The sequence below is a fragment of the Paenibacillus intestini genome, from assembly GCF_030803945.1.
GTDB lineage: Bacteria > Bacillota > Bacilli > Paenibacillales > Paenibacillaceae > Paenibacillus > Paenibacillus polysaccharolyticus.
Genome location: NZ_JAURUN010000007.1, coordinates 207,094 through 229,413, shown reverse-complemented (window position 1 = coordinate 229,413; position 22,320 = coordinate 207,094). Strand labels below are relative to the sequence as shown.

The following is a 22,320-nucleotide window of genomic DNA, read 5'->3' as shown; positions in this document are numbered from 1 at the left end:
TTCTGACAAGAAACGTTTGTCTCCCTGCGCCCTTGCAAGTCTTAAGCGTCCTGTACCCCAAGCGCATGAATCACTTCATTGGGATAAACATGATTGCCCTTCGTCTGCACCATTGCGACATTTCTCATCGCTTGAGCAATCGTTGACGCTTGAATGGCCCGATATTTGTCTAAACGGCCTTTCATCCAGCGATCCAGAAAAGTCATCACATGTGCAGCGAACTGTTCACCCGGACGTTTCTCGCCTCGATCCCCCAGAATAAGAGATGGACGAAAAATGTGTAAGGCACGGAACCCGATACTCGAAAGTGCATCCTCCATCTCACCCTTGGTTCGACTATAAAACACACGCGAATCCGCATTCGCTCCCATCGAGGAAATCACTAGCATCTGCTCCACACCATGCTGCTTTGCCAGCGTCGCTGCGCGAACCGGATAGTGATAATCCACTTCACGGAAGTTCTCCTGACTGCCTGCTTTCTTGATCGTCGTACCCAGACAGCAGTACAGGTCATCGATTCCTTCAAACAAATGCCCTTGACCCTCAAGCTGTTCCCAGTCTACAACGTATTGCTTCAGTGAGGGATGTTCCAGATCAAGTCTGCGTCTGACCAGAATGCGAACCTCGCTGTATGCGGGGTGCCCGAGCAGATTGTGAACCAAAAGCCCACCCACCAGTCCAGTAGCCCCGATCACCATCGCTTTGCGTTCAGGATGATGCATCTCTCCAACCACCCCAATCTATTCATATATAGCTGAGTATTATATCAAAGAACATCGTAATCAGCTTTTTTTGTTGTTATTTTAAAAGAACCCGACGTCCCAAAGTAAACGTAAGCAGCAACATCACTGCACCAACCGTCACTTGGAATCCGTAAGTGGATATCCAGACCATCGCTTCCGAGAGAGTCTCCATCTTCTCGTACAGCCAGCCTCCAATCAGCGGGCCAATAAACGATGTTACGCCAGTCAAAGCTGAATAAACGGCTATAAACATCGGTCTTTCACTTTTCGGTGTGTCGCCAATCGTAAAATTAAACGCGAGCTGGTTGAAACCGCCAACACCAATCCCAAGAAAAATGTGGGACAGGAACAACGCAACCAGTACCGGAGTAAAGGACATCAACCCCCACGACAGGCAGGACAAGGCGATGACGGGTAACGTCCAGAATAACAGCGTTTTGTTGCTGTATCTGGCATTCAGGTTGCCCCAAATATAGAATCCTCCCATCATTACCAGTGTTTGCACGACCGTGATCAGTGAGACCATCTGATAGCTGACTTTCAGCAGATCGAGCATAACGTAAGAATAGAGAGGCACAATTAATGTCTGGATCAATAGCCATGCCGCCAGAAAAATAGTCGCCTTCAGAAAAACCCGATCCTGAAACGGTTTGATAAACATCCGTGAGAACGACTTTTCGGTCGACCGTTCAAAGGGCAGATCCGGATAAAAGAAATAAATGACCGTATTGGCGATAGCACAGATCCATACAGGAATAAACAAAATCAGAAAACCGGTCTCTCCCGGATAACGATCCAGCAAAATCCCGCCACCAAATAAACAAACGCTTCCAAGTGCATTCAGAATCGTATTTCGTATCCCGAAATAACGTCCTCTTACCTTGGCAGGTACGATATCCCCAATCAGGGATGTCCAGATCATACCGCCGATGGTATTACATATGAATGCAACCGTGTATAGGCCAATAAAAACACTGACCCACCATTCCTTAGGGAAGATGAACGGAATTAATCCCGTTGCACTCCACAAAATACGGTGCCCTCCGACGAACAGCAAAAGCGCGCGCTTACGGCTCCGAATACGTTGCATCCAGTATGCTGCGCCGATCTGCGCGATGTTTACAAACGTGGTAATCGCGAGCACAAAGCCGATATGCCTCGACCCGGCCCCAAGATACAGCAAAAACCCGGTTAGAAATGGACCACCCAGCAACGTTTGCAAAATAATTGCCGGTACGCCCTCCCATGTTGCAATTGATAAATTCGTGCGTTGTGTCGAACCCTTGCGCCGTGGCTTGCCTAACGAAGAGGGGTTCATCTTGACCATCTTCTGTATGGGGATACACTCCTTAGACCGGGTAAAGCTTTGCCGGCCGATGCTAGTTGTCACCCCAAATTCTACTCACGGCACAGAGGTTGTCAACTCATTTTTTCACGGTGAGTGGAAGCCGCAGACGAAAGATACTCCCCTTGTGCTCAGCACTTTCAAGTTCAATTGATCCACCCAGTAATCTTGCCAGATCCCTGCTGATCGAGAGGCCAAGTCCGGTACCCCCAAATTTACGGCTAATCGAACCATCTGCCTGCTGAAATGCTTCAAATATAGAATGATGCTTGTCCTTCGGAATGCCGATCCCGGTATCCTGAACCGAAAAAACGAGCCATTGACTTACCATATCCGCCTGTTTAGTCTGTTGGGTACTCACGGTCAGAGTGACCTTCCCCTTCGGAGTAAACTTGATGGCATTGGACATTAAATTCCGCAAAATCTGCTGCACGCGCTGCGGATCAGACCAAAGTGTATCTGGCAGTCCCTTTTGCTTCTCAAGCACCAGCTCAATTCCTTTTTTGTCAGCAACGAGCCCAAAATGATTCATGGCATCTTCGATCAACTGACTCAGACTGATGTCCTCCAATACAATATCCAGCCGTCCAGCTTCAACTTTGGACAAATCGAGAATGTCGTTGATTAGCCTGAGAAGTTCTTGTCCGGATTGATCAATCATGCCTGCAAAACGCACAATCTCATCCTGATCCATGGTATCGGCATTCTCACCAATCATCTGGGCGAAGTTAATCACGCTGTTGAGCGGTGTACGCAACTCATGAGACATATTCGCCAGAAACTCCGACTTGTACTGTGAAGCAATTGTCAGCTGTTTGGCTCGTTCCTCCAGAACAATCTGTGCTTTTTGTAACTCTTCCTTCTGCACAGATAAGAGGCGATTCGTACTCTGGATCAAGAGAATCCGATTTTGTTCATTCTGAAAATCACGTAAGATAAATGCAAATATAAGACTAAGAGCAATTCCGGTAGGAAGCGTATAAGGCATAATGTGTGAGAAGAAATAGGCTGTAGGAATGACACCCACGAAGGCGATATTCACACTGTTGACAACGTTCACGATCAGTGTAACGATGATTCCTTTGACAATAAGTCTGTAGCTACTGCGTCGCATCCATATATTGAGTCCCGCACAGAGCAATCCCAGAAGAGACATGTTAATTACCGCGGCTACGGTCGCATCGGAAATACCAAAGGTTAGCCTCGATAGTCCAATCCCCACACCTATAATCATGACACTATACGGTTGTCTGTATGACAGAACAGCAACAATTAGAGGTACATAACGAAGATCAAAAACGACTTCATCATTCAGCTGAAATCCAAACACGGTACTGATCCAGCCAGCAAAAATCAGCACTAGCACGGAACAGATCTGTTTTACCTGGGAAGAGGCACGTATTACGATATATTTATAGAAAACACTTGCAAGATAAGCAATCGTAATAAGCATCCCCATATTGAGTACGAACATTTTCGAAAATTGCATGCATTCACTCCTGTTGTTCGACGTTATAACCCAAGTGCTTATTTCGTTCGTATTTTTACATCATATCACGCTAGGCCCACCTCGGCATGGAAACCTCATCAAAAAGAAACAAAAAAATACACAAAATGAGGATTCAATTTGTGTACAAGACATAGTAAAATATATTGTTGTTTTATTTTTTTCATTTACCGCTATGATCATGTTTGCTTGAAGCATGATGAAAGGAGATCTACAGCTGTGCAATTGTTAAAAGACAAATCCTACTGGCTGTCGCTTAGTCTGATGTTATCCCTGGCTGTCATGGGACTTTTCTATGATATTCTGAACAATCCGGGTCGTGGATATGTTATCCTAAATTCTCCAATTGACCAGATGCTTCCTTTTATACCCGCGATGTCGATTCCCTATCTGGGATGGTACCCGTTTGTATTCGGCGTGCTGGCCTACCTGTGTGCCAAGGATCGGCTTATGTATTATCGGGTCTTGTTATCCATGAACATCTGTGTCTGGATCTGTTACCTGATCTACTTCAACTTCCAAACCATGGTTCCACGGCCGGAATTAACTGGCTCTGGCTTGGGTACAGTCGTCATCGGATGGCTCTACAGCCAGGATCGTCCATATAACTGTTTTCCCAGTATTCACGCGCTGCACTCTTATCTGGTGATGCGTGCCGTTCTATCGGTTTCAACCATCCGTAAATCCGTCAAGGTGGCGGTAGTTGCCGGTGCATCCCTGATTATCATCTCTACACTGCTCATCAAGCAACATGTCATTTACGACGCACTGAGTGCAGTTATTCTCGGTGAATGTATCTTCACGATCATTACTGGATTAGCGCTTTATCGACGTCGCAGAAAAGCCTCCAAATGGACTGAGGGGATCAACTAACCCCCTCTTCAGGCTTCTTGTCCAGTTGCTTCTGTCTTCTCCACTCGTCAATAAACAAACCTGCATAATAGGGGTCCCACTGGGTCCCCTTTCCTTCTTCAAGAATCATAAGCGCTTTCTCATCGCTCATTCCATTCCGGTAAGGTCTGTCTGACGTCATGGCATCAAAGGCATCCGCTACCGCAATAATACGCCCGAACAGCGGGATCTCTTCGCCTGCCACGCCATCCGGATAACCTTTGCCATCATACCTCTCATGATGGGATCGCACGCCCGGTAGAAAGTCAGCCATGGCATCCACAGGTTCAATCTGAAGCAAAATACTCTCTCCTAACACGGGATGCGTACGGATGATTGCAAATTCCTCATCACTTAGCTTGCCATCTTTGAGTAATACCTCGTCAGGTATACCGATTTTTCCGATATCATGGAGCAAAGCTGATTTGTACAACAAGTCGGCCTGTTCGTCATTCATGCCGCTAAGCCTGCCGATCAGAATGGAATATTCCGCCACACGCATCGAATGTCCCGCCGTATATTTATCACGGGCATCCAGTGCGGCCGCAAGCAGGGAGAAGTAACTTTGCAGCAGTTGCCGATTGCGCTCCTGTCTCATCTCTAGCCGACTAATCATCATATTGAATCCCGAGATCAATTGCGAAAATTCATCCGAATACAGATCCGGCGTTCTTCTGCCGAACTCACCGTCCTGAATCCGGTTCATCTCTTGTGTCAACTCAGACACCGGATCACGGACATCCCGAATTAACAACCAACTGCCTACCATGGAGAATCCTGCACCCAAGATGACGATGAGTACACCCCATAACGTGTATTCTTTTGCAAACACCGGGTCTATGTACTGGAGCCGAATATAAGTAGCCAGAAAAAATAAACATAACGGAAATAAACCGATAAGTGCAGTGCTCGTCTGAAACTTCCGCTGTATTGAGATCAGGATGCGTCCGCCAAGCGAAGGTTCCATCCTATACAGCATCTTGCCTCTACGGCGAACTTCGAGTAGTAGCGGCCTCACCGCCCTCACCGTAAGGTAATATTCAATCAGGGCATGCATAATTGCAATCAGGAATGCACACATAGCCGCAACAACGACATATCCATAGGGGATTTCTAGCCAGCCTGTGGAGATCATCCATAGCGTAAGTCCAGCCGCAGGCAGAGAGAAACCTAGCATATGTGGTCCAATAATGCGATATATGGTCTGGCCCGGAAAGCGGTGAATTCGTTCATACATCCGATTTAGTTCAGCCATTTCATGATGCTCGGCAGCGAAAAATTGCCTTATTGGACCCAATTGAGCCCACAATGTAATCAACTCCGCAACCAGCATAAACAGAATCGATATGAGTACAATGAAAATCAATCGAACATATTGGATATTGGGTACCTGTAAGGTTGAAATCATCACCACGGAACCCACAACAAATACGGCTGATAATGAACCAATTAGATAATTGCGTAGCAGACGGAAGATAAATGCACGATATACTTCCAATCCAATCCCTCGCTCTCTATGTCTAACCCGTTCCGCCCTGATAAAAAAGGGAGAATAAGGATGTTTTCTCCTATATATTTATCGGTTATTCCCACTAAAAAAATTAATAAAATCCTGCGAAAAATACTACATATTCTGCTTGGCTGTCTTCGGGGATTGCTTCATAGAAAAGGCCGCTCCTTGGGGGAGCGGCCTTTTTATGAAGGTTTTTGTTACATATATTCCATTAAAGCTCCTTTTGGCGACTTGGCATCTAACTCGTTTTAATTTTAGCCGCCAAAATCATTGTGCCGCGTGGTTGATCCCCCAGCGCATCCGGTTCAAGCGTGATCGCTACGGTGTCATAATCGTTTGCGGAATCCAGCGTGTAATAGACCGCTCCTGTACCGTCGTGACTTAGGAACGTCCCGGCATTCTTAGGAGTATCCCCCTTAATCAGCCATACCTGAAATGCCTGATTACCTTCCAGAGCAGGCAGTTTCTCTGCCTGCACCACGAGGTGCGTGCCTTTGCTATCGATCACGATGGTCGCCAGACCTTGTGCAACAATATCTTGCGTTGCCGGGCTCAGCTTGACGGCCTCGCCCGTTTTCATGCCCTGCGCAGGCGCCACAGCTGAAGCGAGTTGTTCTTGCAGCTGCGCATTTTGCGCTTGCGCCTGAGCCAGCTGCTCCTGCGCGGCCGATACGCCTTCGGCTTGCTGCGTCAGCAAGTCGATGCGGCTCTGCAGCTGCGCCGTGTACACGCCGAGCACCAGCGCCGCTGCCGCGAGGCCCGCACTGGCTGCGCGCCATGCGCGGCCACCGCGCACACGTGCGCGCGTACCTGGCTGCCCCAGCTGTGCCTGGGCAGCCTCTTCGGCCCGGGCCGCAGGCACCGCCGCTGGCGGCAAGCCAGGCCCGGGCTGCGCCGCACGCTCATGCTGCGGCGCAAGGTCTTCTTGAAGCACCGCGGATGCGGGTGCTTCAGGTTGCTGCGCAGGAGTCGCAGCCGGCGTCGCGCCGGTGCTCTCCTGCGCCTGACCGAGCACGTTGCCCAGCACGCGTGCTCGCATGCCCGGCGGCGGTGCCACTGGGTCCGCCGCAAGTGGCAGGGAGCCGGTTACCTCCTGCAATTCCCTTACCTCCTGACGACAAGCTTCGCAATTCGACATATGTGCTTCGAATGCCGCCACTTCCTCTGCTTCCAGTCCGCCCAGCACATACATCGGTGCCAGATCAGACCACTCCTCATGTCGTTCTATCATGGATGTATGCCCTCCCTTCCCGCGTCCGGATGCAACTCAGCATCAGCAAGTAACTTCTGGAGCTGACGCATGGCAAGCCTGACACGGCTCTTCACCGTACCCAGCGGAATCCCGAATCGGCTGGATACCTCTTGTTGCGTTAAACCTGCATAATATATCGATTCAATCACTTGCTTCTGGTCCTCGTTCAATTGGGTCAACGCCTCTTTAATACGTGTGCCTTCCCATTTGCGCTGGACCTCTTCTTCTGTATTTGTATATTCGTCAGCATACGCCGCCAGTGTCTCATTCTCAACTGGAGTGGTTGCTGCTCCTTTCGATCTCCGCCTCAGCATGTCCACTGCGATATTGCGCGTAATCGCGAACATCCACGTGGTCAGCTTCCCCTGTGAGGCATCAAATCGTTCCGCTTTGTTCCAGATGCGCAGGAAAAGTTCCTGCACGGTCTCCTCTGCCGTCATCGAATCACCAACAATTCGGTAAGCAAAAGAATAGACGGCCCGTTCATATCGGTCATATAGCAGTTCCAGTGCAGAAGCATCACGCTCTGCAATTCGTTGCATCAACCTGCTGTCCTCTATCGATTCAGTCATCCGAGGGCCCCTTTCTGTATCTTCCCTCATATTATAACCTACGCAGAAACGTTTGAAGAGGATTACCCTCAATAACATTTTTTTGAGATATTTCTTCTAAACTCCGGACTCAAATGAAGGCTTAAACCCGTGCCTCAGGAGTTATCCTTCCTTTTTATTGCAATAAATTACAGACTGTGGTATGATATAAAAGTTGTATAAACAACCTCATATGATTTTCTGTCTTCTTTTTAACCCCGGAATATTTTCTTCATGCTGCGACCGCAGCGAATATGCTAACTAACCTATGGAGATTGACGAACCTGAATCACAATAACCCGGTAGACTAAGGGTTTACAAGATGTTCCCATTCACACTGGCGCGGTCATCGGAGCCGCAAGGACAAAAGAGAGGTAGGGCTTTTGTTGTTTTGGATATCATTTATTCTTGAGAAGATTGAAAACATACATCAAGCACCCGGAATTGGGTTCCGGGTGCTTTTCTATATCCAATTCTCTTTATCGCTTTTGGAGAAAACCGGTACACGTTCCCCGCTCCCTGAGAAAAGCACGCCTTAAAAAAAAGATAACCCCGGCTTACTGCCGGAGTTAACACGTTAATGATTCCGTTATATTCTTTCGAGAAAGATTCTTATAAGAAACGGATCTGAATTGCATGATCCAGTCAGGCTTTCCGATCAGCCCGATGTTGCAGTCCACGTTTGGACCGCGGCCTCTCAGCAGAGGGATTAGATAAACATGGTTTTAGAGATGATTACGAGCAGAATGAATAAAACAAGAATGGTTCCCATGGAGCTCCACACGCCACCACCACAGGCAGGTGAACAACCATGGTGGTATCCTTGCACCATCGGTGCTTGATTTGGCTGGTAGCCATAAGGCATTGTTCCGTAATTGTACATGTCTTGACCTGGATATTGGTATCCGTACATATGTTCATGCCCTCCTTGTTGTCCGTAAACTTGCCCCTGTCCGTTCGGTGAGTTCGGTTTAACTTCGGTCATCGTCATGCCTCCTTAACATTTGCCTACACCTTAAGCTATGTATTTGCCCTATACGGTGACCGGGCTATGGCCCTCATGATCTCAAAATAGGCGTTTAACCACTGATAAATAAACTACACCTTGCTTCCGTTACAACGATTAGGGGACTGAACTCTCTTTCCTTCCCCAACGGTGCTTGTCCAGTCTCATAAAACCCTGCCGGTTACCCGGCAGAGCAAGACACATTATACCCAGAAAGACTTAGTGATGATTACGAGCAGAATGAACAACACCAGGATTGCTCCAGTGGAAGTCCAGCCGCCGTATCCCATTCCTCCTACTTCACCCATCTTAAACCCTCCCTTACGTGTGAATTTACAAAACCGTTTATTAGATCAGGAATGCTTTAGAGATGATCACCAGCAAGATAAAGAGAACCAGAATCGCGCCAGTCGATGTCCATGCACCGCCGTATCCACCAACTACTCCACTCATGTAAAACCCTCCTTTGATTTGAGGTACAGTTCACTATATGCATCGGACGCACAACCGACCGGGCGCAGATGTAAAATGGGCTGACTTCCAGTTTTGACTACATTCTTCACCAGGAAGAATAGTATTAATTGAGCTTATAAATATATCCTTTATTGTCTTTCGCTTACCTTAATTAATACTTAGTGTTATAATTTATTAGATTTGTAGCCTTTATGTTCCTAATATTGATATATGCTATCCATTTATTCAGAAGGGCTGCTATTCTAAAATCTATACGGAAGGGAGTATTTCAGCTTGTCTTGAGCAATGTGTCCATTATTACAAAATACAGTAGTTTCTAGATTGAACCATTCGAACCATTCAATATCAATCATTAAATGTCTGATTAGATTGAGTAAGTAACCTACAAATGACCAACATTTATTTTGCAGAATAAAAAGTACAAATTTTAGAGTTTGGTATTTCACCTGATGACCGGAGTAAAAAAACCCAACCGATGGGAAGCATACTAGGGGATTAGAAAAATGAAAAAACGGGTTATGATTCTTGCTTTAACTGTATTGCTCAGCGCTTGTGGTAATTCGGAGACAACTAAAACAGCTGACAACAAGCCCTCGGAAACAACGAATGCTGCTGAAACTGTCAAAGCTGAAGCTAAAGAAACAAAATATACTACATATAACGGTGAAGGATTTTCGTTCTCATATCCGGAGTCTTGGGAAAGTGTAGATACAAGTCAAATGCACGCAGCAGTGAAGGGCGCGTTCTCAGACCAATCAGGAACAAAGAAGTTTGCAGATAACATTAATCTAACGATCGAAGCCAACACATCAGGTTCAATCAACCCTGAGGAATTTGCTAATAACACAGCTGACTATTATGTAAAGAATGGCGCATCTATTGGTATATCTGATTATAAAAAGACCAATTTTAGCATCAAGCCTTATAAAGACATAAATGCAGGCGTACTGGAAGGAAGTTATACTCATTCCTCTGGAACCAATGTAGTTCTAGTTCAGTACATGATTCCAACAAATACAGACCTGTATACCTTGACGTTAACTTATGGCAAAGAATCATATCATTCAGATGAAGTGAGTGATATTCTTAATTCCTTGAATATTACTTCTCCACTGGCGCAAACAGCTGTAAATACATCTGCTGCAGATTCATCGGCCGCAGCAACTGCTGCTGATTTCTTTAACGATCTTACATCATCCGTCTCATCTGAGACAGCCGTGATGGAGCAAGCATCTTATAATTTTCTCGCAAAACATACCGACCTGTTCCCAGCAGATACTGCTGAGCTTCGCAAAAAGGTCAAAGGACTTGTTAAAGCCGATGTAACCACCCGACATCTCAATAAAAATGTAGCCAACTACTATGAAAATTTTGTAAAAATAAGCGGACAGGTTATTCAGGTGGAAGAAGACAATTCACTTGGATCACCCATTTCTATCTTGCTGTTAGAGGACGATTACGGAAATTATATTACAGCCATATATCCTGCCTCGACCGGAGACTTGCTTGATGGGGACTATGCCACTGTTATTGGCGCACCTATCACTAACTACTCCTTCGACAATGTTAGTGGCGGATACACCAATTCTACTATAGTAGGTGCATCTTTAATCGTTGCTGAATAATAAAAACCAAGAATAGGTACAAACAGGCCAGCTTAATTAAGTTTAAGCCGGCCTGTTTGGTGTAAAGTTCTTTTTTTGAATGCACATGATCACAAAACCTTGAACTGTTTTCTCGATGTAGATACCCCGGTTTACATTTGGCAACTGGCTTATCGTTCTTGATATAGGACAGAGCACCGCGTAGTTTGAGTCATTTGTCAAAACTCAAAAACGGCAAGCCCCTATTGGGACTTGCCGCGTAAAATGGGTTTTATTCCGTTTCTCAATTCGGCCTGTTGTGTAGTGAAATCAGCTTATCTTGTACGGATTGCAGTTTCTGCACACTGGAAGCGTCCGGTTTATCACGCCGGTCATCAATTTTCACGGATGTGGAGACACGCTGGGCTCCTGACAGAAACGGAGCTTCATGTAAAGCCGCGATGGCGGTGAAAACTTCGTTCAGCGGACCTTCAATAATGGTGCTCATCGAAGTTAACTGATATGTAATGCCACGTTGTCTTTCCAATATCTTTTGCATGTCTGCTACATAACTGCTCAGACTGGTGGTTCCTGTTCCAATCGGAATAACGGTTACTTCTGCAATTGCCACTTCGCTCTGCCTCCTCTGGGCACCGTTCGAACCGTTGCCGCTCAAGTTTTAGTCGAGTTTTGACTGATTTTATTTTACCAGTTTAAAGTGCTCCAATTCAAACTGACGTGATGACGTCATTCCAAATCCCTTAAATTTTTTTTCGCAGAATCTTCAAATCTTCCAGTCCTTTTCCTTTGCGGATTTCTGGCTTAGATGGTATACTCGGAATTACGTTTTAAGGTTTCCGCCCTGTTTACAAACACTATATGTTGGGGTACATTAGTATAACAACAACAAAATATAGTGAAACGGGATACCCCACTTCTTATAACCAGCATCTGGAATCTATCGAAAAACAAGATGAAATCACCTCCAAAGGCACGTCCCTGTAGGTGTAAATCGCTTTCTCGAAGACAGGGCTGGCATGGAGGTTAACGGGGCTGTTTGGACTGCGTCCGTTAACATTATTCACAGGTATGAAATGATCAGACAAAAGCTTACATACAGCAACTTGTTCTGTCGAAGGCATGCATAGATAAGACTGTCAAAAACCAGAACATGAATGGGCATTTTCAGCCGTAAGGCAAGGGGAATGCTTTTTGTATGAGCAGGTTCTGTCCACTCCTTGTCGCATGATTTCATCCCAAACGTATCTGGTTACTGCCACTGTAGTCCGCAAAATCCGTATTTACTCACCGTTGTAGACCTCCAATTCTTATTTTCAAAGAATTGTTTTATTTATTTTTTATCATTATCTTTTTATCATGTGAAAGCGAGGAATATTCATGCCACAAGTTGTGACCAAGCCGAACAATCGCCAGCTTGCCTTTGACGAGATGCGTATCTCGGTATATGCCGACCGTATCCTGGAAGGACTGGACATGCTCGACAAGGAACGTCTGGTTCGCGGAGTAACGAGCAAACTTCGTCGTGACGAAGTTACCGGAGATGAGATCAGCAATGCTTTTATGATGAGCGCTCTGGAACTGGTAACGAAAGAAGAGCCGAACTGGAAATTTGCAGCAGCGAGATCCCTGCTTACTTCCCTTTACAAAAAAGCGGCAACCAACCGCAGATACAAATCCTACCCGGACGAACCTTACGGCGCATTCCATCCGCTGATCGTTGACCTTGTCAAAAAAGGCATCTATCGCGAAGAGTTGCTGGAATGTTACACCAAGGAACAGATCGACGAACTTGCGGAGTGCATTGACTATCGCAACGATCTGCTCTTCGATTACATCGGTTTGCTCACACTGGCTGAGCGTTACCTCGCCAACGATTTTGATGGAAAAGTCATGGAATTGCCGCAGGAGCGTTACATGGTTATCGCCATGTACCTGATGCACCAGGAACCTGCCGAGAAACGTATGGATCTGGTGAAAGAAGCCTACTGGGCGATGAGCAACATGTACATGACGGCAGCTACGCCGACTATGTCCAACGCAGGTAAAAAGGTAGCCGGACAGCTCTCCAGCTGCTTCATCGACACAGTAGATGACTCGCTCGAAGGGATCTTTGATTCCAATACAGACGTAGCTCGTTTGAGCAAAATGGGCGGCGGCATCGGCGTGTACCTCGGTAAAGTCAGAGCACGTGGTTCAGACATCCGCGGTCACAAAAACACCAGCTCAGGCGTTATTCCTTGGATTCGCCAGTTGAACAACACAGCAGTAAGCGTAGACCAGCTTGGCACACGTAAAGGTGCGATTGCGGTTTACCTGGATGTTTTCCATAAAGATATCCTGGCATTCCTCGACCTGAAGCTGAACAACGGCGACGAGCGGATGCGTGCGCATGACGTTTTCCACGGTATCTGTCTGCCTGACCTGTTCATGGAGCGTGTCGAAAGTCGTGGCGAATGGAGCTTGTTCTGCCCGCACGAGACGAAAAAAGTGATGGGCTGGAAAGATGAGAACGGCCGTGCACTGGGTCTGGAAGACTTCTACGATGAAACTAAGGGTCAAGGTACATTCCGCGAGAAATATGAAGAAGCCGTGAATCATCCGCTTTTGTCCCGTATTACGGTACAAGCAATCGACATCATGAAACGTGTCATGAAATCACAGCTTGAAACAGGTACACCGTACATGTTCTACCGTGACACTGTAAATCGTTCGAACCCTAACCGGGCACATGGCATGGTGTATTCATCCAACCTGTGTACTGAAATTATGCAGAACCAATCCGCTACCGTGGTGGAAAAAGAAGAACTGGTGACCAAGGATGGTCAGACACGCATCGTGATCTCCAAAGTTCCTGGTGACTTCGTCGTCTGCAACCTGAACTCGATCCACTTGGCTCGCGCGGTACCTCATAACGTACTGGAGCGTCTGATTCCGATTCAGGTTCGTATGCTGGACAACGTTATTGACATCAACAACATTGAGGTGCTTCAAGCCCAATACACGAACAGTCAGTATCGCGCTGTTGGTCTGGGAACGTTCGGATTGCATCACCTGCTTGCGCTCGAAGGCATTCGTTGGGAATCCGAAGAAGCTGTTACCTATAACGATAATCTGTATGAAAAAATTAACTATTTGCTCGTTCAAGCCAGCATGGAATTGTCCAAAGAAAAAGGACATTATCCGAAGTTCAAAGGCTCCGACTGGGAAAGTGGTCATTACTTCGATCAACGCGAGTACACAACGGGTGAGCGCGTAGGCGAATTCGTAACTACAGATCAATGGAAAGAACTGCAATCACAAGTCAAACAAAACGGCGTACGTAACGCATGGATGTTTGCTATCGCACCAAACGGTTCCACCTCCATCATCGCCGGTTCAACAGCAAGTATTGATCCACTGTATGAGCTGTTGTCCTATGAAGAGAAAACAACATACAAAATTGCCAACCCGGCACCGGATCTTTCCGAAAAAACGATCTGGTACTACAAAACGGCATTTATGGTGGATCAACATGCTTCCATCAATATGGCCGCTGCCCGTCAGCGTCACGTTGACCAAGGTCAAAGCTTTAACCTGTATGTTCGTCCAGATATCAAGGCAACGGAGTTCCTGGAATTGCATCTTCACGCTTGGAGAGCCGGCATGAAATCGACTTATTATGTTCGTAGCCGTGCATTAACGATCGAGGAATGTGATTCCTGCGCAAGCTGATCCACATAAGAATGGTAACATCGTGATGGATATGGGCACCTCCATTCTGTCACGCTGATCTTGATGACCACCGGGGCATCCCTGTTTTGAATGCAAAATAGCGTTGCCCTGGTTCTTTTTTGCCCAAAACCTGACCACAGCATCGCAAGATGTTAAATATATGCCAGCCAAAACAGTACAAGCTTGTTCTGTCATCGTCGTTATATAGTTTAAATTCATTCAAGGAGTGAACGGATTATGCAAGTACAGAAAATTTTCAATACCGAAGCGCCTAACCAATCGACACGTATTATTGAAGGTGAATGCTCGGGTATCCTGAACTGGAACGACATTCGTATGCCTCATATGTACAAATTGTACAAAGTATTGTTGCTTAACCACTGGATCGCTGACGAGATTCCGATGTCCAAGGATGCTTCCCAATTTGCCCAACTGGACGAAGAAGAGAAACGTACGTTCAAAATTAACATCTCCCTGCTGGCTGTACTGGATTCCATGCAAACGATGTTTGTTGGTGACGTGAAACGTTATTTTACCGACTCTTCCCTTGAAGCGATCTCGGCGATCATCGGACAACAGGAAGTTGTGCATAACCAATCCTACTCCTACGTTCTGTCTTCCATCGTTTCCGATCAGGAGCAGAAAGAGATTTTCGAATATTGGAAACATGATCCGGTGTTGCTGGACCGCAACCGTTTCATCGCGGATATTTATCAAAGCTTCCGGGACAACCCGTCTCCACAGACGTTCTTCCAAGCGATGGTTGCTGACTTGATTCTCGAAGGTATTTTCTTCTATAGTACATTTGCGTTCTTCTATAACCTGGCTCGTGACCAGAAAATGATGGCAACCAGCCAGATGATCTCGTACATCCAGCGGGATGAAAATCAGCACTGCTACTTCTTCGCGGAAGTGTTCAAACAGTTGCTGGTAGACTTCCCTGAACTGAACACACCAGAAAACATGGACTACGTGTACAAAACGATTGACCGCGCAGTTGAGCTGGAAACGAACTGGGCACATTATACACTCAGCAACGTTCGCGGCATCGACCTGAACGAGCTGGAAGACTACATTAAATACACAGCGAACAAACGCTTGCGTCTAATGGGTATGGAAAAGGCATATGAAGGCGTTGACGTGAACTGCATGCCTTGGATCAAACCTTTCTCCGACGAAGCGCTGAACGCAACGAAAACAGACTTCTTCGAAGCCAAATCCCGTAACTACGGTAAAGTCGGCGACGATAACGGATTTGACGATTTGTAGAATAACGTCTAACACTGCACACTCTCTCATGCTGGGAAGCTTTACGGCTACCCGTATGAGAGAGTGTTTTTTTGTCTCTAAACCTTGTAAAATAGTGGGTAGAGTTGCCTATTCTTTCACGATGAAATGAGGTCTAATCATGGATAGAGAGTTGCTGGAACAGATTAATGTTTGGCATGAACAGGAAGACTATGCGCTCATCGTAAAACGTATTGAGGCATTACCCGAATCCGAGCAGGATGCCGAAACGATCGGACAGCTTGCAAGAGCATATAACAATTTGGAAGAGTATCGCACAGCCATAAAACTATTACAAGGCGTTAAGGAACAAGGCCAACTAGACCCGTTATGGCACTTCCGGTTAGGTTATGCCTACTGTTACGTCGCTGAATACAAGCTGGCACAGGCAGCTTTTAAAGAAGCGAATCGACTTGAGCCCAATGATGAGTCTACCCTGGAATATCTGGACTGGATTCGCCCCAAAGCAGCTAAAATGGATCGGGATCGCATTCGCTGGGAGACGGAGCAGGCAGAGTGGGAGCAAAGCGGAACACTAAACCAGCTTCAGGTTGCTTCAGGCACATACGATCCCGCAACATTCTGGCGGTATAGCGATTATGCGCAAGATAACCATGTGTCTTCTCCTTTTGACGAGGAATTAATTCAATCCATTGAACAGGAACTCGGCTACAAACTGCCAGCTTCCTATATCCAGCTAATGAAAACGCAAAATGGCGGTTTTCCTGCGCGCACAACGTTTCCGACCCAAGAAGGTACAAGTTGGGCAGAGAATCATATCGCCATTACAAGCATCTTGGGTATTGGACGGGATAAGATGTATTCCCTTGGTGGAGAGTTCGGCAGTCGCTTTATGATCGAAGACTGGGGATACCCTGACCTCGGGGTTGTCATCTGTGATTGCCCGTCTGCCGGTCATGATGTCGTCATGCTGGACTATCGCTTCTGCGGCCCTCAAGGCGAACCTTGTGTCGTTCATGTGGATCAGGAAAGCGATTATGAAATTACTTATCTGGCACCGAATTTCGAAGTTTTCATTCGGGGCTTGCTGGACGAAGAGGATTTTAATTTGCTTGACGAGGAAGGCTCTGACTCTCTTGATGAAGAACAAGCAATTACTGCTGTATTCACTGAGAACCAAAGCGTGTCAACATTCTCTAAAGAAGCCATTGCCCCTTTTAGGTTCATTGATGCGGGAACCAATTCCTATTCCGTGATTCTCAATGCAGGTACATATCTTCAGGACGTCTTTGACTCACGTGCAGATGAAGGTTTCGAAGGTGGCGGGTACGATTGGGCCTCCCTCGCAACTGTCTTTCTTGAAGAAAAGATGCCTCATCTGACTTCGGTTATTCGTTTCGATCCGGAAGCGGATATGTTCTGTGCCTATACAGATGACAAAGAAGCGCTCATATCTTTTATTCTCGGATTCAAGCAGGCATGTGAGCAACGCAATCTTATTCTCGACCTGTTTTCAAGAGCGGAGCTGGACTAAACAGAAAAATAAGGAGCCTTTTTATGACGACTCGCATCTACTTTGCTTCCAATAGTCTCGGTCATGTCTCGGAGCCCGATCTGCAACGGGCACTTGATCATTTCAATCTCGGGGAATTAGTCCATTTTCACCGGACAGCTGAAGGGGTGATGGGGCAAACCCTGCTCGTTCAAACTACGCTAGGCGAGTTTATTCTGAAGGGCAATCCGTTGTACAACGGACAGTTTCAAGAAGAGCAATTCTTCGTGGAGCAACTGGCGGCGCGCACTACCATTCCTGTGCCTGTTCCCTATCGGATTCAGGAGGACACGCAGCTACTGGGCTGGAGTTACGTAATCATGCCCAAGTTGCCTGGAAACCATCTATATGATCCTGTTTTCCAAGCGACTCTAACTTCACAAGATCATAAAGACATTACAGATGTACTGGCTGAAACGTTAGCCGAGTTGCATCACTGGAAAGTTCCGGATGCCGGAGAATACGATCCTGTGGCAGACAAAATCATGCCTTTTGCCGGCTCGTATCTGGACTGGCTGTACGGAAGCATCCGCCACTGGTTACATGATGCGGAGAAGTACTCCGTGATTACTGACGATGATGTATGCTGGGTGGATGAGCAATTGAGACAGTCCGAATCTGCTTTTTTAGTCTCGACGGTTCATGAATTTGTCATGGGAGATTTTAAAGTTGAGAACTTTCTTATCCAAAAAACAGATCCGCCTGCATCCTCTTGGAGAATCAGTGGATTATTTGATTTTACGACTGCTTATTTCGGCGATGGCACAGCCGATCTGACGAAAATGACTGCGAGATACCTCCGGGAAGACCGGCCTGATCTGGCTGCGAGATTTCTTCATTCTTACCGGGAAAAGGTCTGTGCAGACGATGTGGAAAAATGTAAACATTTTCGTTCACGCCTTCTGATTCACCTATTGTATCAACGTATTCTATGGTGGGGTGAGGCGAAGGCGACCGGACAAGTGACCTGGGAAGCTGATCTACCTTTTGCTCCGTGGGCAGAGCGGTATATCGAGAAGGTACTCTCTTTGCTGGACTGAACGTTCTGATTGTAAGACAAGCATGCGGCTTGTAGGTGCTAAAGGAATCCGTGACTACCAGATGATATATAAATAACAACTTCATGTGATTGACTTGAAACAAAAATAGCCAGTGATCACAAGGATCACTGGCTATTATTTGTTGCTCTATAGTAGACTCCATGTCTGTATGAGCTACCTCTTGTCACCCTCATACGAATGATCCACTGAAGTCTATGGTGATCAAATGATTCGAATTAAACTTGTGCAACAGGAGTCTCTTGATGCTTTTGCAAAAACTCTACCATTTTACGATAAACTAATATTTCATTTGTTTTTCTGGAGAAACCATGGCCCTCATCATCCAATACAATGTACTCCACGTCTACACCTTTTTCCTGCAGTGCGGCTACGATCTGGTCGGATTCAGCCTTGACCACCCTTGGATCGTTAGCCCCTTGAATGACTAGCATCGGGTTTACCATCTGATCCAGATACGTAATCGGGGAATCTTTGGTTAAGCGTTCACGGTCACGTACCGGATCACCTAGCCATCTGTCCATCATTGGCTTCCAATCCTCCGGTACAGATTCCAGAAAAGTAAACAGATTGCTTGGGCCAAAGATATCAACTGCTGCACGGAACAGCTCTGGATGACGACCTGCAAGTAGCAGCGTCATGTAACCTCCATAACTACCGCCTACCACAAATAAACGCTCTGGCGAGCTAATCCCCTGATCAAACAACCACCCAATGCCTGCAACACAGTCCAGTCTCGGTCCTTCGCCCCAATCCCGATTAACCATCTTCACGAATTCAGCACCATATCCCGTGCTACCCCGGAAGTTCGGAGCGAAGATATTGTACCCTTGTGCAAGCAACAACTGAAACATCGGACGGAAAAACTTGGCTTCCGATGCCTGTGGCCCGCCATGTGGCCAGAATACACTGTATCCGTTCGCCTGCTCCGGCTTCGCTTTGAACAGCAATGCTTCAATCTCCAGCCCGTCATAGGAATGGTATCGCACGACATCTGGATATACGAGATCATCCGGGTTCAGACCGGTTACTCGATTGGCCGTTAACGGCTCCCAGGACTCACTATCTGCAACAAGTCGATAGATATTATGCGGCTGCACAGCACCACGTCCGAGAATATACACGTTACCGGATTTAGTCACGTTCACCTGTTCAATCGTATCGAGTGGCATGTCCATGCGGCGAGGTTTTCCAGCACCTTTTTCCAGCGCATACATGTGATACTCCGGCCCGGTCAGTGTCCAGATATATAACGTTTCAGTTGCCTCATGCCAGCGGATTTCATCTACATCTTCACCCTCAATATGACACAACGCACGGAATTCTCCCGTATCTATGACATACTCAGCTACATAGGCATATGCCGAATTATCGTTGGTAATCAGCAACAAACGGTCATTACCTGCAAATAGAACATATGGAACCTGACTCTGCCGCTCCGTAACCGGTACTATGGCATGAGATTCCCCGTTCCGGTGCAGATGAGCAGTCTGATACGTATTGGAGTACATTTTCAAAATAACATAGGCTTCTTCATTGGGACTTACCGCAATCAGGCTGCTGGTTACCTCTTCTCCCTGATACAAAAGCTTGTCTTCCCCAGTCTCCAGGTCACGAAGGCGTGCATTCATATAATTAGGATTGCCTGAACTGGTGTTATAATATAACCGTTTTCCGTCCTCAGATAAATGAGCATAATAACAGCGGTCATTCGGATCAGCTGGGACAATCGGAAGCGGAACTCCCCCCTCCGGTGGCAACGCATAGAGGTGATAGTTTTCGTTCCCATCTCGATCAAAAGCGGTAAGAAGATGACGCCCTTGCGGATCAGCTTTAATAAATTGACTGCTTTGGTTCAAATACGTCAGTGGATACGGATACCCTCCCGGCAAGTCCATCGCCCAGATATTCGGCTGACCATTCAGGTTGCTATCCATATACAACTTTTTCTCATCCGCTGATACGGCAAAATGCGAAATACGATACGTCTGGAAATACTGCTCTACATCCGGTTTCGGAAACTGAATCATGACAAACCTCCTTAAGATTAAACCCATGAATTTAACATTGGTAAATTAAGGTTCCATTTGTCCAGTTTATCGTTTATTCCATTGTTTTCACAATAGATATGTGAGCTTTAATTCCATTTATTTTTTATTTGTGCATACCTCATGAATAAAAGGTCATATGCGGTTTAGCCTCACGATAATAGTCCAACCGCTTCTTCAAGCTGCCTGTATGTAGTTCAAATAGATGCCCGTCCGGGTCTGTAAAATAAACCGATCTCCCATCCCGCTCATCTCTCGCTCTTCCTGGAATAATATCGGCTCCTGCAGCTCGCAGTTGCTCCACGGATGCGTCAAACTCTTCTTCTTTTACCGTAAATGCGATATGGGTATAGGTTCGTTCCGTATAATTCCGAAGCACATCCTCCTGATTCAAAGCAATCCAGAGGCCCGCCAGTTCGAAGTAGGCCAGTTTGCGTCCTTTCACCTGAATTCGGGCACCGAGAGCCTGCTCAAAGAACGTAATAGATCGCTCCAGATTCGATACGGAAAAGCACAAATGATTAATTCCCTGAATGTTCATAGGGCTCCTGACACCTCCATCAAATTTAAAGGGTTACTCCCTTATTATGGTATATATTTTCGGTAGAACACAAGCTTATAGCACGGCCAAACTGCATCTTTTTCGGGATGAATGCATAGGGTAGGCTTATCAAGGAACGTTCGAGGAGGATATGCAAACCATGAACCCTGTCTATCCATTTTACGGTGAGAAGACGGTATGCAAACCACAGAAGTTAGCTTTTCCGCCCCAGCATCAGGATCAGCAGCCCGGTCTGGAATCGCTGATGGTGCCCGAACCGATCAGTGAAGACCCTGCTTATATTGGCAGTTGCAAACTGCAAGGCAAAGTTGCGATTATCACAGGCGGCGATAGTGGTATCGGTCGGGCGGCGGCGATTGCTTTTGCCAAAGAAGGTGCAGATGTTGTGATCGCTTATTTATATGAACGAACGGACGCGGAATGGACACGTGACCGAATCGTGGAGCTGGGTCAGCGCTGTCTGCTCATCGAGACGGATCTTCGGCTAAAACCAAACTGCGAAGCCGTCATTCGCAAGACAATGGAAATGTTCGGGAAGATCGATGTACTGGTCAACAACCACGCCGTGCAGTATGTACAGCAAAGCATTGTCGACATCACCGAGGAGCAGCTCTATCATACGTTTCAAACAAATGTGTTCTCGTATTTCTTCCTGATCCAGTCTGCCCTTCCCCATCTGTGCCAAGGGGCGTCCATCATCAACACCGCCTCCATTACAGCTTACAAAGGTGATGTGCGACTCATTGATTATTCATCGACCAAAGGCGCTGTCGTCTCCCTCACTCGTGTTCTCTCCCAATCGCTCGCTGACAAAGGCATCCGTGTAAACGTCGTGGCTCCGGGACCTATCTGGACTCCGCTTATTCCTGCCAGCTTCTCGGCTGAAGATGTGCAGGTGTTCGGCACCGATACACCCATGGGCCGAGCAGGTCAACCTTACGAGCTAGCTGCAGCCTATGTCTATTTGGCTTCACGCGATTCCTCCTATGTTACGGGCGAATGTATCCATGTCAATGGCGGCGATATGGTGACAACTTAAGGGCTACTGGCATGAGTATGTGTACATTCAAACGGCTTTGCTTATATTCTATGTTCTTGCCCCTTGATGTCAGGTTGGATTTGGATGTTTTAGCAGGAGATTGGCTTGTCGGTTGCGAAAAGGGTTAGAAGCTACACTCCGGTTAAACAACGGAATCTGACATCTCGTGACAAGGAG

General features: G+C 46.7%; 19 protein-coding genes. 7 read left to right on the top strand and 12 right to left on the bottom strand.

Annotation, left to right across the window (positions count from 1 at the left end; genetic code table 11):
• Positions 1–41: 41 nt before the first annotated feature.
• The 3 genes from J2T16_RS19280 to J2T16_RS19270 all read right to left on the bottom strand — a co-directional run bounded on the left by J2T16_RS19280 (position 42) and on the right by J2T16_RS19270 (position 3,577).
• A complete protein-coding gene (locus J2T16_RS19280) occupies positions 42–722 on the bottom strand; it encodes an oxidoreductase (protein WP_308722969.1) in 681 nt (226 codons plus the stop codon).
• A gap of 76 nt (positions 723–798) precedes the next feature.
• On the bottom strand, positions 799–2,061 hold the full coding sequence (locus J2T16_RS19275; protein WP_186809807.1) for an MFS transporter: 1,263 nt from the start codon (positions 2,059–2,061) through the stop codon (positions 799–801).
• A 106-nt stretch (positions 2,062–2,167) separates the two neighbouring features.
• Positions 2,168–3,577 (bottom strand): sensor histidine kinase, encoded by a 1,410-nt coding sequence (locus tag J2T16_RS19270; RefSeq protein ID WP_154960489.1) that lies wholly within the window; start codon positions 3,575–3,577, stop codon positions 2,168–2,170.
• 237 nt (positions 3,578–3,814) lie between these two features.
• On the opposite strand from J2T16_RS19270, the gene J2T16_RS19265 reads away from it, so the two are divergent.
• Positions 3,815–4,468, top strand: coding sequence for a phosphatase PAP2 family protein (locus J2T16_RS19265; protein ID WP_154891378.1), 654 nt, complete (start codon positions 3,815–3,817; stop codon positions 4,466–4,468).
• Here J2T16_RS19265 and J2T16_RS19260 read toward each other — a convergent pair.
• The 6 genes from J2T16_RS19260 to J2T16_RS19235 form a co-directional block, all read right to left on the bottom strand.
• Positions 4,461–5,984 carry an HD-GYP domain-containing protein gene (locus J2T16_RS19260; protein WP_336121252.1) on the bottom strand — a complete coding sequence of 508 codons (1,524 nt, stop codon included), beginning with the start codon at positions 5,982–5,984 and terminating at the stop codon, positions 4,461–4,463. The genes J2T16_RS19265 and J2T16_RS19260 overlap by 8 nt on opposite strands.
• Before the next feature lie 253 nt (positions 5,985–6,237).
• A complete protein-coding gene (locus J2T16_RS19255; protein WP_499019084.1) occupies positions 6,238–7,191 on the bottom strand; it encodes an anti-sigma factor in 954 nt (317 codons plus the stop codon).
• A 35-nt stretch (positions 7,192–7,226) separates the two neighbouring features.
• Entirely contained in the window at positions 7,227–7,823 is a 597-nt protein-coding gene (locus J2T16_RS19250) for an RNA polymerase sigma factor (RefSeq protein WP_090918634.1), read from the bottom strand.
• A gap of 727 nt (positions 7,824–8,550) precedes the next feature.
• Entirely contained in the window at positions 8,551–8,673 is a 123-nt protein-coding gene (locus J2T16_RS19245) for a sporulation protein YjcZ (RefSeq protein WP_154891472.1), read from the bottom strand.
• Between the two features lie 377 nt (positions 8,674–9,050).
• A complete protein-coding gene (locus J2T16_RS19240) occupies positions 9,051–9,155 on the bottom strand; it encodes a YjcZ family sporulation protein (protein WP_222592193.1) in 105 nt (34 codons plus the stop codon).
• Between the two features lie 40 nt (positions 9,156–9,195).
• Positions 9,196–9,300, bottom strand: a complete 105-nt coding sequence (locus tag J2T16_RS19235; protein ID WP_017690880.1) for a hypothetical protein — start codon at positions 9,298–9,300, stop codon at positions 9,196–9,198.
• A 524-nt stretch (positions 9,301–9,824) separates the two neighbouring features.
• Between J2T16_RS19235 and J2T16_RS19230 the strand changes: the two genes are divergently transcribed.
• On the top strand, positions 9,825–10,946 hold the full coding sequence (locus tag J2T16_RS19230) for a hypothetical protein (RefSeq protein WP_499019055.1): 1,122 nt from the start codon (positions 9,825–9,827) through the stop codon (positions 10,944–10,946).
• Between the two features lie 262 nt (positions 10,947–11,208).
• On the opposite strand, the gene J2T16_RS19225 is transcribed toward J2T16_RS19230, so the two are convergent.
• Positions 11,209–11,535, bottom strand: a complete 327-nt coding sequence (locus J2T16_RS19225; RefSeq protein ID WP_090918642.1) for an MTH1187 family thiamine-binding protein — start codon at positions 11,533–11,535, stop codon at positions 11,209–11,211.
• A gap of 767 nt (positions 11,536–12,302) precedes the next feature.
• On the opposite strand from J2T16_RS19225, the gene J2T16_RS19220 reads away from it, so the two are divergent.
• The 4 genes from J2T16_RS19220 (at position 12,303) to J2T16_RS19205 (ending at position 18,476) form a co-directional block, all read left to right on the top strand.
• Positions 12,303–14,636 carry a ribonucleoside-diphosphate reductase subunit alpha gene (locus tag J2T16_RS19220; RefSeq protein WP_154891382.1) on the top strand — a complete coding sequence of 778 codons (2,334 nt, stop codon included), beginning with the start codon at positions 12,303–12,305 and terminating at the stop codon, positions 14,634–14,636.
• 237 nt (positions 14,637–14,873) lie between these two features.
• Positions 14,874–15,905, top strand: a complete 1,032-nt coding sequence (locus J2T16_RS19215; RefSeq protein WP_090918646.1) for a ribonucleotide-diphosphate reductase subunit beta — start codon at positions 14,874–14,876, stop codon at positions 15,903–15,905.
• 139 nt (positions 15,906–16,044) lie between these two features.
• Positions 16,045–17,418 (top strand): Imm51 family immunity protein, encoded by a 1,374-nt coding sequence (locus J2T16_RS19210; RefSeq protein ID WP_499019053.1) that lies wholly within the window; start codon positions 16,045–16,047, stop codon positions 17,416–17,418.
• 23 nt (positions 17,419–17,441) lie between these two features.
• Positions 17,442–18,476, top strand: a complete 1,035-nt coding sequence (locus tag J2T16_RS19205; RefSeq protein WP_499019051.1) for a phosphotransferase family protein — start codon at positions 17,442–17,444, stop codon at positions 18,474–18,476.
• A 236-nt stretch (positions 18,477–18,712) separates the two neighbouring features.
• Here the strand turns inward: J2T16_RS19205 and J2T16_RS19200 are convergent, their stop codons facing one another.
• Positions 18,713–20,524: a S9 family peptidase gene (locus J2T16_RS19200; RefSeq protein ID WP_499019050.1), complete on the bottom strand. Its 1,812-nt coding sequence runs from the start codon at positions 20,522–20,524 to the stop codon at positions 18,713–18,715.
• 139 nt (positions 20,525–20,663) lie between these two features.
• Positions 20,664–21,083, bottom strand: a complete 420-nt coding sequence (fosB, locus tag J2T16_RS19195; RefSeq protein WP_154960479.1) for a metallothiol transferase FosB — start codon at positions 21,081–21,083, stop codon at positions 20,664–20,666.
• Between the two features lie 160 nt (positions 21,084–21,243).
• Here fosB and J2T16_RS19190 point away from each other — a divergent pair, with 160 nt between their 5' ends.
• On the top strand, positions 21,244–22,143 hold the full coding sequence (locus J2T16_RS19190) for an SDR family oxidoreductase (RefSeq protein WP_499019049.1): 900 nt from the start codon (positions 21,244–21,246) through the stop codon (positions 22,141–22,143).
• The last annotated feature ends 177 nt before the right edge of the window (positions 22,144–22,320 follow it).

Excerpts from the sequence above, each read along its gene's own strand:
- J2T16_RS19220 (WP_154891382.1), top strand. The coding sequence starts at position 12,303 with ATGCCACAAGTTGTGACCAAGCCGAACAATCGCCAGCTTGCCTTTGAC.
- J2T16_RS19275 (WP_186809807.1), bottom strand. The coding sequence starts at position 2,061 with ATGAACCCCTCTTCGTTAGGCAAGCCACGGCGCAAGGGTTCGACACAA.
- J2T16_RS19240 (WP_222592193.1), bottom strand. The coding sequence starts at position 9,155 with ATGGGTGAAGTAGGAGGAATGGGATACGGCGGCTGGACTTCCACTGGA.
- J2T16_RS19245 (WP_154891472.1), bottom strand. The coding sequence starts at position 8,673 with ATGGTGCAAGGATACCACCATGGTTGTTCACCTGCCTGTGGTGGTGGC.
- J2T16_RS19235 (WP_017690880.1), bottom strand. The coding sequence starts at position 9,300 with ATGAGTGGAGTAGTTGGTGGATACGGCGGTGCATGGACATCGACTGGC.
- fosB (WP_154960479.1), bottom strand. The coding sequence starts at position 21,083 with ATGAACATTCAGGGAATTAATCATTTGTGCTTTTCCGTATCGAATCTG.
- J2T16_RS19205 (WP_499019051.1), top strand. The coding sequence starts at position 17,442 with ATGACGACTCGCATCTACTTTGCTTCCAATAGTCTCGGTCATGTCTCG.
- J2T16_RS19270 (WP_154960489.1), bottom strand. The coding sequence starts at position 3,577 with ATGCAATTTTCGAAAATGTTCGTACTCAATATGGGGATGCTTATTACG.
- J2T16_RS19200 (WP_499019050.1), bottom strand. The coding sequence starts at position 20,524 with ATGATTCAGTTTCCGAAACCGGATGTAGAGCAGTATTTCCAGACGTAT.
- J2T16_RS19255 (WP_499019084.1), bottom strand. The coding sequence starts at position 7,191 with ATGTATGTGCTGGGCGGACTGGAAGCAGAGGAAGTGGCGGCATTCGAA.
- J2T16_RS19250 (WP_090918634.1), bottom strand. The coding sequence starts at position 7,823 with ATGACTGAATCGATAGAGGACAGCAGGTTGATGCAACGAATTGCAGAG.
- J2T16_RS19280 (WP_308722969.1), bottom strand. The coding sequence starts at position 722 with ATGCATCATCCTGAACGCAAAGCGATGGTGATCGGGGCTACTGGACTG.
- J2T16_RS19210 (WP_499019053.1), top strand. The coding sequence starts at position 16,045 with ATGGATAGAGAGTTGCTGGAACAGATTAATGTTTGGCATGAACAGGAA.
- J2T16_RS19215 (WP_090918646.1), top strand. The coding sequence starts at position 14,874 with ATGCAAGTACAGAAAATTTTCAATACCGAAGCGCCTAACCAATCGACA.
- J2T16_RS19230 (WP_499019055.1), top strand. The coding sequence starts at position 9,825 with ATGAAAAAACGGGTTATGATTCTTGCTTTAACTGTATTGCTCAGCGCT.
- J2T16_RS19190 (WP_499019049.1), top strand. The coding sequence starts at position 21,244 with ATGAACCCTGTCTATCCATTTTACGGTGAGAAGACGGTATGCAAACCA.